This window comes from Caballeronia sp. GAFFF1, assembly GCF_023630705.1.
In the GTDB taxonomy this organism is placed as follows: domain Bacteria; phylum Pseudomonadota; class Gammaproteobacteria; order Burkholderiales; family Burkholderiaceae; genus Caballeronia.
In genome coordinates, this window is sequence record NZ_JALQEM010000005.1 from 16,393 (window position 1) to 29,438 (window position 13,046).

The window sequence follows — 13,046 nt, forward strand, 5'->3', positions numbered from 1 at the left end:
CCGACGTTCCCAGCCCCTCATGCCTTCCCAATTCGCGCGCTACCTTTGCTTCGCCGTTCTGTGTCTTGCGTTGACGATTCCGTTCGGCGTCGTCAACCACACGTATCCGATCCCGACGTTCTACGCGGAATACAGCGCGCTGGCCTTGTATCTTGCGCTCGGAGCCACGGTCGCCATACTCGTGCGCGTTTCCGAGCCGCGCGTGCCGTTCGCGTCGCCGGTGGTCGCGCTGATGCCACTGGCGTTCGGCATCGTGCTCGTTGCGCAGACGGTGCTGCTGCCGGTCGCCCAGCCTTCGATGAACTGGCTCGGCGGCGCCTATCTGCTCGCATCGTTCGTGGCCGTGCATACGGGGTTCGGACTGGTGCGCGCGGGGCTGTCGGAGAAGGCGTTGCGCATCGGCGCCGCCGCGTTGCTCGCGGGCGGGCTCTTCGCGGTGTTTTGCCAGACCGTGCAGTTGTTCCACATGGAAGCGAAATTCGCGCCGCTCGTCGTGGCATACAACGTCGCGATCAAGCGGCGGCCTTTCGGGAATATGGCGCAGGCGAATCACCTCGCGACCGTCATCGCTTTTGCCGTGGCGGGCGCGATGTATTTCGTGCAGACGCGCCGCATGCCCGTCGTGGTGTGGCTCGTCGTGTCGGCGGTGCTGTCGTTCGGCCTCGCGCTGACGGTGTCGCGCGGGCCGTGGCTGCAAACGGCGGTGATCGTCGTCGCCGGATTCTGGATGGCGTTGATCCGCCGACGCCCCGGCGCGGCCGACGACTTCGACAGCCCGACAGCGACCAGCGGACGGGACATCCGCGCCTGGATCATGCCGTTTGCGCTCGCGGCGGTGTTCCTGCTGGTCAACGCCGCGGTCCGTTGGGCCAACGTGCGGTATCAGCTCGGTCTCGCGCAATCGGCGGCGGAGCGCATGCAGGACGCCAATCAGATCGCGCCGCGTCTTGCGCTGTGGAAGTACGGCTGGACCATGTTCAGGACGCATCCGCTCTTGGGCGTCGGGTGGGGCGAGTTTCCGCGTTACCAGTTCGACATGGTGCGCGAACTCGGCGGCGTGGAGATCGCGAACAACGCGCACGATATCTTCATCGACCTGCTTGCGAAGACCGGGCTGCTCGGGGTTGCGGTGCTGGTGGTGGGCATCGCGTTGTGGCTGATTCGCGTGCTGCGCGCGCCGCATACGCCCGCGCGCGTCTTTGCGCTCTCGCTGCTGGGCGTGCTGATGATGCACGCGCTCGTCGAGTATCCACAGCAGTACATGTTCTTTCTGATGCCCGCGATGCTCGTGATCGGTCTTCTGGAGACGCGGCCGCTGCGGCTTGTGGCGCGGCCCGTGTCGTATGGTGGCTACGTCTTTCTCGTCGTGGCGGGCCTCATTGCGCTGTATCCGACGATGCGCGACTACAACCGCGCCGAAGTGCTGTACTACGGCTCGCGGCCGGCGGAGCAGTATCGCGACGATCCGTCGTTTCTTTTCGGCGCGTGGGGCCAGTATGGCGCCGCCACGCTGTTGCCGATGAACGCGCAGGATATCGAAGCGAAGCTGGCGGCGCATCGGCAGGCCATCGCGCTGCTGCCGGGAGAGACTGTGCTGCGCCGTTACGCGGTGTTGCAGGCGATCGCGGGTCAGCGCAAAGAGGCGCTCGATACCGTCGCGCGCCTGCAGATTTTCGCGACGGAACTGAACGACTGGCCGACGCAGCTCGCGTCGCTGTATCAGTCGGTCGATGAAATCGGCGCGCCGCTGGCGGACTTCAGGGCCGATCTCGTTAAGCGTTACGGGCCGCCCGCCGGGGCGAATGCTCACGCGGACGATGACGCCGACGAGTAAGCAGTAAGCACGCGGCTCAGGCGCGGTTCAGGCGGGCGGCTGAGAGGCCGCCACCCAGTCGCCCGACTTCCCGCCGTGCTTTTCCATCACGCGTACGTTCGTGATGGTCATGCCGCGATCGACGGCCTTGCACATGTCGTAGATGGTCAGCAGGCCGACTTGCACGGCGGTGAGCGCCTCCATCTCGACGCCCGTGCGTCCCACGGTCTCGACGCGCACTTCGCAATGCACGCCGGGCAGCGCGTCATCGACGGAAAAGTCGACGGCGACGCGCGTCAGGGCAAGCGGATGACACAGCGGGATCAGATCGGCGGTGCGCTTTGCGCCCTGAATGGCCGCGATGCGCGCGACGCCGAGCACATCGCCCTTTTTCGCGCGTCCTTCGCGGATCAACGCAAGCGTGTCGTCGCGCATGACGATGGAGCCGCGCGCCACCGCGATGCGCCGCGTCTCGTTCTTGCCGCCGACATCGACCATGTGCGCCTCGCCGGCGGCATCGAAATGTGTGAGTCCGGACATAGCCTCTCCTTGCAGTGGGCGCTTATCTTACCAGCGGGGCCTTCGGCGAAAACGGCGCGAAGCCGTGTCCACAGGTGCCGCCGGGCGCGCAACACTTGATACGATAAGCGCGTTCCCGTCCTCACGCTGACCGCCGGCGACGCTCCGGCTTCGCGCTATGTTCTTGAATCGTCCGAGCCGCGGGCTCGTGTTCGCGTTGTGTCTCAGTCTCGCCATGCCGCCGTTCGCCGCGGCGCAGGCGGGCGCGGCCGTGGGTCGTGGGGGCAATGAGGCGAAGGCGGTAAATGCGGACAATGCGGCCAATGCGGCCAATGCGGCACACGCGACCAACGCGACCAACGCGACCAACGCGACCAACGCGACCAACGCGGCCAAGGCGACGAACGCAGCCAACGCGGGCAACGCAGCAAACGCAGCCAACGCAGCCAACGCAGCCAACGCAGCCAACGCAGCCAACGCAGCCAACGCAGCCAACGCAGCAAACGCAGCCAACGCAGCCAACGCAGCCAACGCAGCCAACGCAGCAAACGCAGCAAACGCAGCAAACGCAGCAAACGCAGTAGCGACGGCAAACGCCACAAGTGGTTCAAACGGGCAAAACCGCGCGCACACAACCTATGCGACAACCGCGACAGCCGCGATCGCCCCACCCGCAACCTCCACCGCCAGCACACCACCCAACACCGTCGCCGACGGCATATTCGGCGTCTACGGCGGCGCGGAAAGCCGCTTCGCCAATCGTCCGGGCGCGATGGCCGGCCTTCGCGCGCCGCTTTCGTCCGTGCAACTGCCGGATTTGGGCGACGGCTCCGGCGGCACGCTCTCGCCTCAGGCGGAGCGCAAGCTCGGCGAGCGGATGATGCGCGAAGTCCGCGCCGATCCCGACTACCTCGACGACTGGCTGATTCGCGATTACCTCGACTCCATCGCGTCGAAGCTCTCCGCCGCCGCCGCGACGCAGTACCTCGGCGGCTATCGTCCGGACTTCGAACTCTTCGCCGTGCGCGATCCGCAGATCAACGCGTTCTCGATGCCGGGCGGCTTCGTCGGCGTCAACACAGGGCTGATCTCGGCGACGCAGACGGAATCGGAACTCGCGTCCGTCGTCGGCCACGAGATGGGGCACGTGCTCCAGCGCCACATCGCGCGCATGATCGGCGCGCAGGAAAAGAGCGGGTACGCGGCGCTCGCGGCCATGCTCGCCGGGCTGCTGGCGGGCGTCATGACGCACAGCGGCGATCTCGGCATGGGCATCGCGATGGGCGGACAGGCTTTTGCCGTCGATAACCAGCTGCGCTTCTCGCGCGCGGCCGAGCACGAGGCCGACCGCGTCGGATTTCAGATGCTCGCGGCCGCCGGCTACGATCCCTACGCGATGACCGCGTTCTTCGAGCGGCTCGACCGGGCGTCGATGGCCGATAACGGCGTGCCGGCTTACGCGCGCACGCATCCGCTGACGACCGAGCGCATCGCGGACATGGAGGACCGCGCGCGACGCGTGCCGTACCGGCAGCCGCGGCAGTCGCCGGAATATGCGTTCGTGCGTGCGCGCTCGCGCGTGCTTCAGGTGAACTACGCGAGCGACTATCGTGAGGTCGCGAGCCGTCTCAAGGCCGAAATCGACGATCAGACCGCGCTCAATCCCGCCGCGAACTGGTACGGCATCGCGCTCGCGCGTTCGCTGACGGGCGATTACGACGCCGCCAACGATGCGCTCGCCCGAGCGCGGCGGCTCTTTGAAGGCGAGGAAGCGAGCGCTGCGGCGGCTTCAGTTGAGGCGCGGCGCGAACTGGCGCAGACGGTCGAGGGCGGTCAGAGCCGCGATGCGGGTTCGGATGACAAGCGCCACGCGCAGCAGCAAAAGCCTGCGTCGAAAGCGCAAGGCGAAAGCCTTGGCGCATCGCTGCGCGGCGTGTCGGGTTCGGCGGCGAACGCTCGCGCGGGCGTTGGATCTGCGCCTGCGCGTGGCGACGGAGCACCATCTTCACAACCAGCCAATATTCAAGGCACGTTGGCCTCGGCGACAAAAGCACGCGCCGGAATTGAGGTTCCGCCTGCTCGTGGCGACGGACCGCTCTCCGCTCAAGCGTCCACCATGCAAGGCGCGTCCACAACCAACGTCGGCCCGCACTCGACGCCACAAACCGCCGCGCTCGCGAATCCTTCCGCCCCGGCCGTCTCGATGTCTTCGCTCCTAAGCAGCAGCGCACACGGCGCGCTGAACGCCGCGCCCGCCGCGGCAAGCGGGCCCATCGCGCTCCTGCCCGTGCGCGTGACCGCCCAGCAAGCCGCCCGCAGCACGCCGAGCCTCGACGTGCTCGCCGCCGAGATCGCGCGTCGCGCGGGCCGTTACGACGACGCCGTGCGCCTCGCCGACATCGCCCAGACGCGCTGGCCCAACTCGCACGCGGCGATCGACGCGCATCTGCAATCGCTGATGGCCGCGCATCGCTATGAGGAAGCGCAGACGCTCGCGCGCCGCGAAACGCGCGCGGAACCGCTGCGCGCGGACTGGTGGCTGTATCTGGCGCAGGCGAGCGCAGGCATGAACGATCCGCTGCGCCAGCATCAGGCGATGGCCGAGAAACTGGCGCTCGACGGCGCATGGCCGTCCGCCATTCGCCAGTTGAAGGAAGCACGCGATGTCAAAACCGCGAGCTTCTACGATCTCTCGACGATTTCCGCGCGCCTGCGCGACTTCGAAGCACGCTACAAGGAAGAGCGCGACGAGGAGAAAAAGAGCTGACGCTTCAGGCTTTCGACGCCGCGCGCGCAGCCGGACTGGCGACGAAACCGAAGCGCGTCTCGACGTCGGCGCGCGAGATAGGCTGTAACGGAAGATCGACTCCATCGCGCCAATGGAAGACGCCGCCGCGCGACGCGTCATCGAACGTCGCGTGGGTCGAGAACAGATCGAGATCGTGATCGTGCAGGGCGGCTGAGCGCGGCGGCGTGGCAGCGTCGGAAAAGAGCAGGGCGCCTTCGTCGTCGAGAAATGCCTGCGCCGGCTCGAACGGCGCGCCGGTGTGGTCGGTCAGCCGCAATGCGCCGTTCATCGCGGAAAGACGCACGATCCACGGCGTATAAGCCAGTTCCACGTACACGCGCTGCGGCCCGTTCTGAAAGAACCACTGGCCGTCGGCATCGCGCTCGTAGTTGCGGTTGATGAAGCCGATCAGCGCTTCGTGGCGAATGGCATCGCCGAGCGCGCCCGCGGCCTGCGCCGCCTCGTCGCGCATGCGCCACTGACCGCGCCGGTCCAGCAACAGCCAGCCCGTGCAATGCGGAACGTTCGGCCACTTGGCCAGCGCCTGCTTGACGATCTCATCCATGATTCATTCGCCCGGAAGAAAATGTTCGAGGTAGCCGAACACGCGCGACGATAGCCAGTCCATGCGTCCCGGAAACGGCCCCGTCATGAAGCCGACATGGCCGCCGTGGTCCGGCTGATCGAGCGTGACGGACGCCGATACTTCGGCCTGCGATGGCAGCGCGCGCTCGGGCAGGAACGGATCGTTGCGGGCGTTCAGCACGAGCGCCGGCACTTCGATGCGGTTCAGATGCGCGCGGATGGTCGCGGTCGTCCAGTAATGGTCGGTATCGCGAAAACCGTGCAGCGGCGCGGTCACGACGTTATCGAATTCATACAGCGTGCGCGCGGCGAGCACGGCGTGGCGGTCGTACAGACCCGGAAACTGGTCGAGTTTCGCGAGAGCCTTTTTCTTGAGCGACTTCAGGAAGCTGCGCGTATAGACCATGCCGAAGCCTTGCGAGATCGCGTGACCGCCCGCGTGGACATCGAGCGGCGCCGAAATGGCGGCGGCCGCGCTGACGATCGAGGCGTCCGTGCCGCGCTCGCATAGCCAATGCAAGAGCACGTTGCCGCCGAGCGACACGCCCGCCGCGACGATCGGGCCTGCATGCCTTTCGCGCAGTCGCCGCAAGATCCAGTCGACTTCGGCGCTATCCGCGAGGTGATAAAAGCGCGGCAGCCGGTTCATCGGCCCGCTGCAACTGCGAAAGTGCGGCACCACGCCGTGCCAGCCGCGCGCATGGGCGGCGACCATCATCGTGCGGGCGTAGTGGGAGTCGGAGTTGCCTTCGAGGCCATGAAACAGCACGAATAGCGGCGCGGTCGATGCCGGGCGCGCTGCGTCATCGTGCGCGAGCCAGTCGACGTCGATGAAATCGCCGTCCGGCGTATCCCAGCGTTCGCGCCGATAACGCACCGCCGGCTTGCGCCCGAAGAGCGCGGGCACGATGGTCTGCGCGTGACTCGTCGGCAGCCAGCGCGGCGCGCTGTAGAGCCATTGCGAGACGGGTTCGGCAAGCACGCGGCCCGCGGCCTGCGCCGTTTCCTTCAGCGCGACGGCGGGCGCCTTGTCCACGAACGACGAATCGTGTTTCAACAACGGATCGCGCTTCATGGCCTTCTCCCCGGCAAACGTCTTTCTATGCTTCGTGACTGCGGTATTTCAGTGCAACGGTCCCTGCCCGTGACGCAGCTTCGCGGCGAACTGGCCGGCCGCTTCCATCGGCATCTCGCTCGCGTGAATATGCGCGATGCGCCATTCGCCGCGTTCGTGAACCATCACGTAAGTTGAGAAAATCATGCGCGGCGCGGCGGTCCCGGCCGGCTGATGCGCCTCCGCAATCGCATACACGACGGTGCCGAGACTGTCGTACACGCGAATATCGAGCGGCTCGATGCTGACGGCCTGCGCGCCGAACTGCTTGCCGAGGCCCGCGCGAATGCTTTCGAGGCCGTGCAGATGCGTGCCGTCCGCGCAGATGCAGGTGGCGAACTCCTCGTCGATCCAAAGCGACATCACAGCGTCGATGCTGTTGTCCGCGACAGCCTGATAGTAAGCGTTGAGAGTGTCGGCGGCGGCTTCGAACAGGCGGGCGAAACGTGGCATGGGCTCGTGGGTCTCTGGCATTCGCGCGCAACGCCGTGTCACGATGGCGTGCCGCATCGGTCATGGTTCAAAGCATGCCTCCGTTCGGAGACACTCGCGTGTCCGCGCCCGCACACGAAAATGCCGATGCCGCCGCAAAGCCGCCGCGGCAAGGCAGGCGTGACGCCTCAACGATGCGCGAGCAACATGCCGCGCAGATCGGCGAAAACCTGTTCGGCAGAGAGTTCGCGCAGGCAGTTGAGATGGCCGAGCGGACACTCGCGGGAAAAGCACGGACTGCACTCAAGGTGAAGCCATTGTACCTTTGCGACGTCGGACAAGGGCGGCGTATGGCGCGGATCGGTGGAGCCGTACACCGCGACGAGCGGACGTTTGAGCGCCGCCGCGACGTGCATGAGCCCCGAGTCGTTGGTGACGACGGCACTCGCCCGGGCGATCAGCGCGCATGCTTCGCCGAGCGATGTCTGGCCGCACAGATTGCGCACGTTCGGCGCGCGCTCCGCGATGGCCTGCGCGACGGCCGAATCTTTCTTCGATCCGAGCGCGACGATGCGCGCATAGGGAAACGACTGCGCGACGAACTGCGCGAGCGACGCGAAGTGCTCGGGCGGCCAGCGCTTGGCCGGACCGAACTCCGCGCCGGGGCAAAACACGACGAGCGGCGCGCGCGTATCCAGATTGAAGCGCGCCGACACGCGCGCCGCTTCATTCGGATCGGCTTCGAGGCGCGGCACGGGCAAGAGCGGCGCGTCGCCTGCCGCTGCGTCGTGAGCTTGCGCGTATCGGTCGATGAACGGCAGCTTCGCGCCCGGCGCATAGGCGAGGGCGGCATACTGCGCGGTCATCGGCGGGCGTTCGGTCTTCGGCGGATTGGGGTGGCGCACGTTCAAGAGCCCGTAACGCGCCTCGCCCTTGTAGCCGATGCGCAGCCGGATGCCCGCCATCCACGGAATCAGCGCGGACTTGGCGGAATTGGGCAGCACGTACGCGGCGTCGTAGCCGACATCGCGCAGGTCGCTCGCAAGCTGCCAGCGGCGCAGCAGTTGCAGCTTGCCGTGAGCGAGATCCGTCGCGTAGACGTCGCGGATTTCCGGCATGCGTTCGAGCACGGGCGCGACCCAGGTCGGCGCGACGGCATCGATCGCGATACGCGGGTGAAGCTTTCGCAAAAGCGTGAACAGCGGCTGCGCCATCAACGCGTCACCGATCCAGTTCGGTGCTATAACCAGCGCACGGCGCATCAGTCGTTTTCCGGTCTCAAAATAGTGGCGGCTCGCCGCATCGGGCGGCGGGGCGTCGGTCGTGTGGTGTCATGGCGCGGCGGCCATGCGGCAAAAACAAGCGAGAGCGAACGAAAGCGCGCGCCCGGATAAACCGGAACGCGCGCATCGACGACGCTCGCACAGTGCTTCGGCGAGCTTAGTGGCCCTTGATGGCTTCGCCGTCCTTCAGCTTGTAGCGCGTGCCGCAATACGGGCAGCGCGCTTCGCCGTGCGTCACGTCGAGGAACACGCGGGGATGCGCGCTCCAGCGTTGCATCTTCGGATTCGGGCAGAACGCGGGGATATCTTTCGCCGACAATTCCACCAGCGGCATTTCCTTCAGGTCGCTCATTGCTATCTCTTTCAATGTCGTTCGTTGCTGTCGTCTGTCGCGCGAGGGCAGCGCGGCCCTCCCGGCGTCAGACTTTCGCGATCCAGCTCGCGTACTTTTCGTTCTTGCCGCCGACCACGTCGAAGAACGCGCTTTGCAGCTTCTCCGTGATCGGGCCGCGCTTGCCCGCGCCGATCGTGCGATTGTCGAGTTCGCGGATCGGCGTGACTTCGGCGGCCGTGCCGGTGAAGAAGGCTTCGTCGCACGTATAGACTTCGTCGCGCGTAATGCGTTTCTCGATGACCGGGATGCCGAAGTCGCGCGCCAGCGTGATGACCGTGTCGCGCGTGATGCCGTCGAGGCACGACGACAAGTCCGGCGTGTACAGCTTGCCGTTGTTCACGAGGAAGAAGTTTTCGCCGGAGCCTTCGGACACGTAGCCGTCCACGTCGAGCAACAAGGCTTCGTCGTAACCGTCGGTGACGGCTTCCTGATTGGCGAGAATCGAGTTCACGTACCAGCCGGACGCCTTCGCGCGCACCATCGACACGTTGACGTGATGGCGCGTGAACGACGACGTCTTCACGCGGATGCCCTTCGCGAGCCCGTCTTCGCCGAGATACGCGCCCCACGGCCACGCGGCGATGGCCACGTGAATGGTGTTGCCCTTGGCCGAGACGCCGAGCTTCTCGGAGCCGACCCAGATAATCGGGCGGATATAGCACGATTCGAGCTTGTTCTCGCGCACGACTTCCAGTTGCGCGGCTTCGAGCGTCGCGTGGTCGAACGGGACTTCCATCTGGAAGATTTTCGCCGAGTTCAGAAGGCGCTTGGTGTGCTCTTTCAGGCGGAAAATGGCCGTTCCCTGCGCGGTCTTGTACGCGCGCACGCCCTCGAATACGCCCATACCGTAGTGCAGCGTGTGCGTCAGAACGTGGATGTTGGCGTCTCGCCAGTCGATCAGCTTGCCATCCATCCAGATCTTGCCGTCGCGGTCGGCCATTGACATACGGTTCTCCTAGCTGTCTCGTTCAGAAATTCGATGAATCCGGGTGAATCTCCGGGTGAATCTTCCTATTCCGCGCGTTGCCGGCGCTGCCGGCTGCAAGAGCGGTCAAAGTTCGTCATTTTAGCGTCTTTTCGCGATCAAACTGGATGGTAAGCGCCTTTCACGCCGCTATACTTTGCCTTTCGCCGCGAACCGGCAAAGCCGCCCGAAAGCGTCGTGCCGACCGGGCAAGCGGCAAGCTGTGCCGAGTCGTCCGTTTTTCGCGTTGCCGGCGCGCGGCGTTTCCCCATTTCGTCATCGCGGCAACTCGGCCGCGCACCCTTGCATGCTCCACCGGCTATCCGACACGAATCGCCGCGCATTTCTCGACGGTGCCCGCGCTTTCTCTCCCGCCGTCATGGCGACGTTCTCGTGGGGCCTCGTCACCGGCGTCGCCATGACGAAATCGGTGCTCACGGTGCCGCAGGCGCTCGGCATGTCGCTCGCGGTGTACGCGGGGTCGTCGCAACTCGCCGTGCTGCCGCTCTTGGCCGCGAAGCTGCCGCTCTGGACCGTGCTTCTCACCGCCGCGATGGTGAATCTGCGCTTCGTCATTTTCAGCGCCGGGCTCGCGCCGCACTTCTCCTATCTGCCGATGTGGCGGCGCCTCGCGATCGGCTACTTCAACGGCGACATCATCTATCTGATGTTCTCCGCGCGGAATTTTCCCGTCGGCCGGCAGCCCGGCAAGGAAGCGTTCTTCTGGGGACTCGCGTTCACGTGCTGGCTTGCGTGGCAGGCGTCGTCGATCGCGGGGATTCTGCTCGCAAGCCTCATCCCCGACGACTGGGGGCTGGAACTGGCGGGGACGCTGGCGCTGATTCCGCTGATCGTCTCCGCGATCGCCACGCGCTCGACGCTCGCCGCGGTCGTCGTCGCGAGCGTGGTCGCGCTGCTCGCGTTCCATCTGCCGTATCGCTTCGGCTTGCCGCTCGCGGTGCTCGCCGCGCTGCTGGCCGGCACGCTCGCCGATCTGATCGCGGAACGGGCGCGCCCGGCGGCGGCGCGTCCCAGCGACACCGAGACGCCCGGCACACCCGATGCAGCGCCCGCCGCCGAGCCCGAACCGGCGAGGCCCGCGCGATGACCACGCTCCAGATCTGGCTCGCGATTCTCGGCATGGGCGTAGTGACCGCCGCGACGCGCGCGTTCTTCCTGATCGGCGGCGAGCGCACCGTGCTGCCGCCGCGCATGCAACGCGTGCTGCGCTACGCGCCGGCCGCCGCGCTGGCGGGCGTCGTCGTGCCCGATCTGCTCGAAACATCCGCCGGCTTCTCGATCGCGTTCTCGAACCATGCGGCGTGGGCGTCGCTCGCGGGCCTCGCGTACTACCTGTGGCGGCGCGGCATGATGGGCACCATCGCGGTCGGCATGATCGTTTTCACGCTGCTGCGCCTTGCCGCGTGAGGCGCGCCGAGCCACAAATACGCATCATCAAGAATCACCGGCTAAAAGCGGGCGGGGTGATCGGTTAAAATGTCGGTCTTTCCTGTCGCATGGAGCGAGGTCGAAAGTGAGTCCGGCAGTCACCGCAACGGTTCCGAAGCTCGCCGCCTCCGGCTTGTCCGCTGCGTCCGTGTCTGCGCGCTTTGCGCGGCTCTTTCTCCGCGTCTCGCTCCATTCGACCCTCGGCACGTTTGCGCGGCACGCGCCGGCCGCTCGTTCCGCTCGCGTCTTTCTGTTTCCCGTTTCCGTTTTCAGTCCCCGCACCGAATTTGCAACGAACCGGCCGGCGTTCGTCCGGCCATCTTCGCCCGAACCGCTTCTCTGACTAACGTTGACTCCCATGACGAAAGTACTGCGTTTCACCGATCTGATCGCCGAAGGCAAAGTCTCCGGCAAGCGCGTGTTCATCCGCGCGGACCTCAACGTGCCGCAGGACGACGCCGGCAACATCACCGAGGACACGCGCGTGCGCGCCTCGGTCCCGGCGATCAAGGCAGCGCTCGATGCCGGCGCGGCCGTGATGGTCACGTCCCACCTGGGCCGCCCGACCGAAGGTCAGTTCAAGCCGGAAGACTCGCTCGCGCCGGTCGCGGCGCGTCTGTCGGAACTGCTCGGGCGCGATGTACCGCTCGTCGCCGACTGGGTGGACGGCGTCGACGTGCAGCCGGGTAACGTCGTGCTGCTCGAAAACTGCCGCTGCAACAAGGGCGAGAAGAAGAACGACGACGGCCTTGCGCAGAAGCTCGCGAAGCTGTGCGACATCTACGTCAACGACGCCTTCGGCACCGCGCACCGCGCCGAAGCGACCACGCACGGCATCGCCAAATACGCGCCCATCGCGTGCGCCGGCCCGCTGCTCGCCGCCGAGCTCGACGCGCTCGGCAAGGCGCTCGGCAACCCGAAGCGCCCGCTCGTGGCCATCGTCGCGGGCTCGAAAGTGTCGACCAAGCTCACCATTCTGAAGTCGCTCGCCGAGAAGGTCGATCAGCTGATCGTCGGCGGCGGCATCGCGAACACGTTCATGCTGGCGTCGGGCCTCAAGATCGGCAAGTCGCTCGCCGAAGCCGATCTCGTCGGCGAGGCGAAGGAAATCATCGGAGAGGCGCGCGCGCGCGGAGCGTCGGTGCCCATTCCGAGCGATGTCGTGACCGCGAAGGAATTCGCCGCGACCGCGAAGGCCGAAACGAAACCCGTCGCCGATATCGCCGACGACGACATGATTCTCGACATCGGCCCGGACACCGCGAACGCGCTCGCCGCGCAGCTCGCGACGGCAGGCACCATCGTGTGGAACGGCCCGGTCGGCGTGTTCGAATTCGACCAGTTCGGCAACGGCACGAAGACGCTGGCGCAGGCCATCGCGAATTCGTCGGCGTTCTCGATCGCGGGCGGCGGCGACACGCTCGCCGCCATCGCGAAGTACGGCATCCACGACAAGGTCAGCTACATCTCGACCGGCGGCGGCGCGTTTCTCGAGTTCCTCGAAGGCAAGACACTGCCGGCGGTAGAAGTGCTCGAGTCGCGGGCGTAACGCCCGGTGACGGCCCGAGACAATCCGGCGAAAGCAGCAAGGAAGGGCGCGCAAGCAGCCGGCGGCGCGCAAGCGGATGTGACCGAAAGCGGCAGTCAACGCGATGCCGCCGCCGTTGCTGCTTCGATCATCGCGGAGGCGGCTCTGAGCGAAGAG

At 66.3% G+C, this 13,046-nt stretch carries 12 protein-coding genes; 5 read left to right on the top strand and 7 right to left on the bottom strand.

The window, feature by feature from the left end; translation table 11 throughout:
- The first annotated feature begins 19 nt into the window (after positions 1-19).
- Complete coding sequence (locus NCR37_RS02440) at positions 20-1,834, top strand: PglL family O-oligosaccharyltransferase (RefSeq protein WP_250471358.1); 1,815 nt, start codon at positions 20-22, stop codon at positions 1,832-1,834.
- A 27-nt stretch (positions 1,835-1,861) separates the two neighbouring features.
- Here the strand turns inward: NCR37_RS02440 and moaC are convergent, their stop codons facing one another.
- Positions 1,862-2,353, bottom strand: coding sequence for a cyclic pyranopterin monophosphate synthase MoaC (gene moaC / locus NCR37_RS02445; protein WP_250471359.1), 492 nt, complete (start codon positions 2,351-2,353; stop codon positions 1,862-1,864).
- 163 nt (positions 2,354-2,516) lie between these two features.
- Here moaC and NCR37_RS02450 point away from each other — a divergent pair, with 163 nt between their 5' ends.
- Positions 2,517-5,099, top strand: coding sequence for a M48 family metalloprotease (locus NCR37_RS02450; protein ID WP_284506763.1), 2,583 nt, complete (start codon positions 2,517-2,519; stop codon positions 5,097-5,099).
- Positions 5,100-5,103: 4 nt separating this feature from the next.
- Here NCR37_RS02450 and NCR37_RS02455 read toward each other — a convergent pair whose 3' ends face one another.
- The 6 genes from NCR37_RS02455 to NCR37_RS02480 all read right to left on the bottom strand — a co-directional run bounded on the left by NCR37_RS02455 (position 5,104) and on the right by NCR37_RS02480 (position 9,874).
- Positions 5,104-5,685: a DUF2946 family protein gene (locus NCR37_RS02455; protein WP_250471361.1), complete on the bottom strand. Its 582-nt coding sequence runs from the start codon at positions 5,683-5,685 to the stop codon at positions 5,104-5,106.
- A 3-nt stretch (positions 5,686-5,688) separates the two neighbouring features.
- Complete coding sequence (locus tag NCR37_RS02460; protein WP_250471362.1) at positions 5,689-6,780, bottom strand: YheT family hydrolase; 1,092 nt, start codon at positions 6,778-6,780, stop codon at positions 5,689-5,691.
- A gap of 48 nt (positions 6,781-6,828) precedes the next feature.
- Positions 6,829-7,272 (bottom strand): nuclear transport factor 2 family protein, encoded by a 444-nt coding sequence (locus NCR37_RS02465; RefSeq protein WP_175939561.1) that lies wholly within the window; start codon positions 7,270-7,272, stop codon positions 6,829-6,831.
- Between the two features lie 167 nt (positions 7,273-7,439).
- Positions 7,440-8,513, bottom strand: coding sequence for a lipopolysaccharide heptosyltransferase II (gene waaF / locus NCR37_RS02470; protein ID WP_250471363.1), 1,074 nt, complete (start codon positions 8,511-8,513; stop codon positions 7,440-7,442).
- Positions 8,514-8,691: 178 nt separating this feature from the next.
- Positions 8,692-8,886, bottom strand: a complete 195-nt coding sequence (locus tag NCR37_RS02475; RefSeq protein WP_250471364.1) for a zinc-finger domain-containing protein — start codon at positions 8,884-8,886, stop codon at positions 8,692-8,694.
- 67 nt (positions 8,887-8,953) lie between these two features.
- Positions 8,954-9,874: a branched-chain amino acid transaminase gene (locus tag NCR37_RS02480; RefSeq protein ID WP_250471365.1), complete on the bottom strand. Its 921-nt coding sequence runs from the start codon at positions 9,872-9,874 to the stop codon at positions 8,954-8,956.
- A 325-nt stretch (positions 9,875-10,199) separates the two neighbouring features.
- On the opposite strand from NCR37_RS02480, the gene NCR37_RS02485 reads away from it, so the two are divergent.
- The 3 genes from NCR37_RS02485 (at position 10,200) to NCR37_RS02495 (ending at position 12,890) form a co-directional block, all read left to right on the top strand.
- Positions 10,200-11,000 carry an AzlC family ABC transporter permease gene (locus NCR37_RS02485; protein WP_250471366.1) on the top strand — a complete coding sequence of 267 codons (801 nt, stop codon included), beginning with the start codon at positions 10,200-10,202 and terminating at the stop codon, positions 10,998-11,000.
- Complete coding sequence (locus NCR37_RS02490) at positions 10,997-11,320, top strand: AzlD domain-containing protein (protein ID WP_250471367.1); 324 nt, start codon at positions 10,997-10,999, stop codon at positions 11,318-11,320. Before NCR37_RS02485 ends, NCR37_RS02490 begins: the two co-directional genes overlap by 4 nt.
- Before the next feature lie 379 nt (positions 11,321-11,699).
- Positions 11,700-12,890: a phosphoglycerate kinase gene (locus tag NCR37_RS02495; RefSeq protein WP_250471368.1), complete on the top strand. Its 1,191-nt coding sequence runs from the start codon at positions 11,700-11,702 to the stop codon at positions 12,888-12,890.
- Positions 12,891-13,046 lie beyond the last annotated feature (156 nt).